This window comes from Streptomyces natalensis ATCC 27448 (assembly GCF_000935125.1).
Taxonomy (GTDB): domain Bacteria; phylum Actinomycetota; class Actinomycetes; order Streptomycetales; family Streptomycetaceae; genus Streptomyces; species Streptomyces natalensis.
Genome location: NZ_JRKI01000038.1, coordinates 1 through 2,788, shown reverse-complemented (window position 1 = coordinate 2,788; position 2,788 = coordinate 1). Strand labels below are relative to the sequence as shown.

Annotated in this window: 2 protein-coding genes; both read right to left on the bottom strand. The window is 67.8% G+C overall.

The features are described 5' to 3' along the window. Positions 1-384 precede the first annotated feature (384 nt). Positions 385-855, bottom strand: a complete 471-nt coding sequence (locus tag SNA_RS28595; RefSeq protein ID WP_030063675.1) for a DIP1984 family protein — start codon at positions 853-855, stop codon at positions 385-387. A gap of 1,371 nt (positions 856-2,226) precedes the next feature. Then, positions 2,227-2,670 carry a hypothetical protein gene (locus tag SNA_RS28590; RefSeq protein WP_051877106.1) on the bottom strand — a complete coding sequence of 148 codons (444 nt, stop codon included), beginning with the start codon at positions 2,668-2,670 and terminating at the stop codon, positions 2,227-2,229. Between the last annotated feature and the right edge of the window lie 118 nt (positions 2,671-2,788).

The following is a 2,788-nucleotide window of genomic DNA, read 5'->3' as shown; positions in this document are numbered from 1 at the left end:
GTCCGCGAAAGATGGGCGGACGCCCTGTCCACCACAGATGGGCGGACGCCCTGTCCACGACAGATGGGCGGACGTCCAGTCCGCGACAGACGAACAGGACACCGCCACGATCGCCAACAGGAACCGCCGGAGATCGCCGGTCCCACGGCACCACGACACGGAAAACCCCGAACCCGCCCTCGCCGCCTCGGATCTGCACGTGGTGATGTGCTGTGCGATGTGCACCATTACCTGTACGCGATGCTGAGCTGCACTGTTGATGGGGAGTCGAACCCCGCGTTGCTCTTCACGCGCCAGGAGTGGGCCGGAAAACCGCCGGCCCTCGGTGTGTGCACGCCTCCGAAGCTGCTACCTGCTCCGCATCGTCCCCGCCGGCTGGACTGCTCAGTCCAGCAGATCGACTTCCCAGTTCGTACGCTGGATCCGCACATCGACCTCACGGATCTCCCGGGCGAGTGCATCCGCCTGACCGCGGAGTTCCGCGACCGGAAGCGCGCAAAGCATCATCAACTCGGACCGAAGCTGCCGGCCGTATCCCCGCTCACCCTTACCCACCGCCGCATCCGCCGCTGCGGTGAGCACGGAGTGACGCAACCGCAGGACGTCCCGGCGTGCGAGGGCATCGGTGAGCGTGCCGTCCGGACCCATCTCCACCGTGGCATTGGTCCGGTTGATCCGCCGAATCAACGTTTCCAGAGCGTCCAGCACCTCACCGGCCTCAGCCAACAGCTGAGCTGCGTCCTCGGCAGGTGTCTCCCCTTCCTGGTACCGCGCACTGCTGACGACACGCGCTCGCAGCTGTTCCACACGGCGCGTCGCCTCCGCACGTTCTGCCAGCGCCTCAGCAAGCTTCACCGTCCCCACCTCCCCCTCCAAAAGCTCGCACGAGTATACGAGTGCGCACCAGCTCATACACACCCCGATCTTGAACCGCCGAAGCCCCGACCAGCCACTGAAGTGAACGCGGACAGCCACACAGAGGCCACGAAAGAAAACCCGACAGCACGAACGAGAACGAGTAGGAATCCGACAGCCTCAACGCGACAGGACAGCCGAGAACAACGACCAGCCGACGTCACGCCTCGCAGGCAACAAGAAACCTACCCATGTGACAACTCATCCCGCATCAGGCAACGTTCACCTCGGTCTTGGGACCGAGTACGGTTTGATCAAAGCCGCTGGTGCAGGACGCATACGCTCACCGGGTGCACTCTCGTTTGAGCTTGTGGCCCCCCCCGCCGTGCCGCACGAGGTCGCCATCGCCACGTTGGAGCGGACTGTGCATGACCGCTTGTCGGAGGGCGAAGCGGCAGATGCTCTGATCGGGAGTGCGTTGAGCGACAATGACCGGGAATTCGCCGAGCACGGGTGCCTGGGGGCCGGCACGCGGCCGTGTCGGGCAGTCCCCTTCACGGGCCGGCAGACCTGTGCCCGGGCCCTACCGCTCCACGCTCCGGCCCTCCGAGCGATCAGGCCCGCACCCTGGCGAAGTCCCTGGCGGCGCGGGCCCAGGCGGACCCGGCCAACGTCGACGGCCGGGCCCTCGACGGCTACGACGATGTCCGCAGCTTCCTGCACCCGTGGTGACATCGCTGCCGCCCCCGACATCAGGCGACGTTCACCCAGCACACGATGGCATAGAGGCGCTTGCCGGCGGCATGCTCGAGCCGGCCACCAGCCACCAGCCACCAGCCGAGACCTGACGAGGCCGAAGAGCGCTTCGTAGCGCTAGTTCAGGCCGGCCGAGCCGGGACCAGGCGACCAATGACCGCACAATGGGCGGCCGACAACCGGCTCACCTGGGACAACACCTCCTGGTGGACGCCGGCCTCCGCCACGCAACCGACCTTCCCACGGCCGAGAACGGCGCCGGCTACCTGCACAACGACGAACAGGCACGGGCACAGCTCGCCGAGCTGAGAAACACCGGGCGATAAGACGCAACCGAACCAGCCCCCGGCCCACCGCCGTAACCCGGCCGTTAAAGATCTCTGGCGGCTGGCAGCTGGCGGTCGGCGGTGCGGCCGCCGTACGCGGCGGGCGTTCATGCCCCGCCGGATGCCCCCGGGGAGCCACCGTTCAGGAACGAGTGGTGGAGCGTGTACCGCTTGAAGCCGGGGGCACCAGGGGCGGCGGTAGCAGCGGCCGCGTCATGCGCGGCCGCATCCGTCCACTCCGCGACGACGATCGCGCGCCCGCCGCCTGTTGCCCAACGGCCGTCCGTGGTCAGGTGGATGTGCGCCGCAAGCAGGCCGGGCGCCGGCCCGACCGCGGCCTCCACCTCGTCCCCGCCGTCGTGGTCACCACGAACACGCCGGGGTGACGTCCCGCGTCGTAAACCCTGCTGCCGTGGAGGCAGGTCCGGTTGAGCCCGGGACGTTCGATACCCGGCACGAGCGCGTCGATACGGCCGACCATCCCGGAACGGTGCGCGCGGGCCCACGCCAGATGGTCCTCATCACTGGTCCACTGGGCATAGAACAGGAGGCCGGCGCCGTCCGTCGAGACGAACATGTGCTGTGCCAGGCGCGCGGAGGGTTTCGCGCCTGCCGCCCACTCACCGATCACCGCGTCAGCCACCGTGCGCGAACGCTCGGGAGTACCGGTGATCCACTCACTGATCAAAGCCGTACCGGCGCCGGCGTGCAGGAGGTCCGTGAAGCGCGTCATGACATCAACCCTCACACCTCAACCGCACTTGAGGTCAAGACGCCCGCACACGGCATACCCCTTTCCCTATCCCCCTTCGTGCAGGGGCCTGGCATGCGCCGTACGGCACCGATGAGGC

Excerpts from the sequence above, each read along its gene's own strand:
- SNA_RS28590 (WP_051877106.1), bottom strand. The coding sequence starts at position 2,670 with ATGACGCGCTTCACGGACCTCCTGCACGCCGGCGCCGGTACGGCTTTG.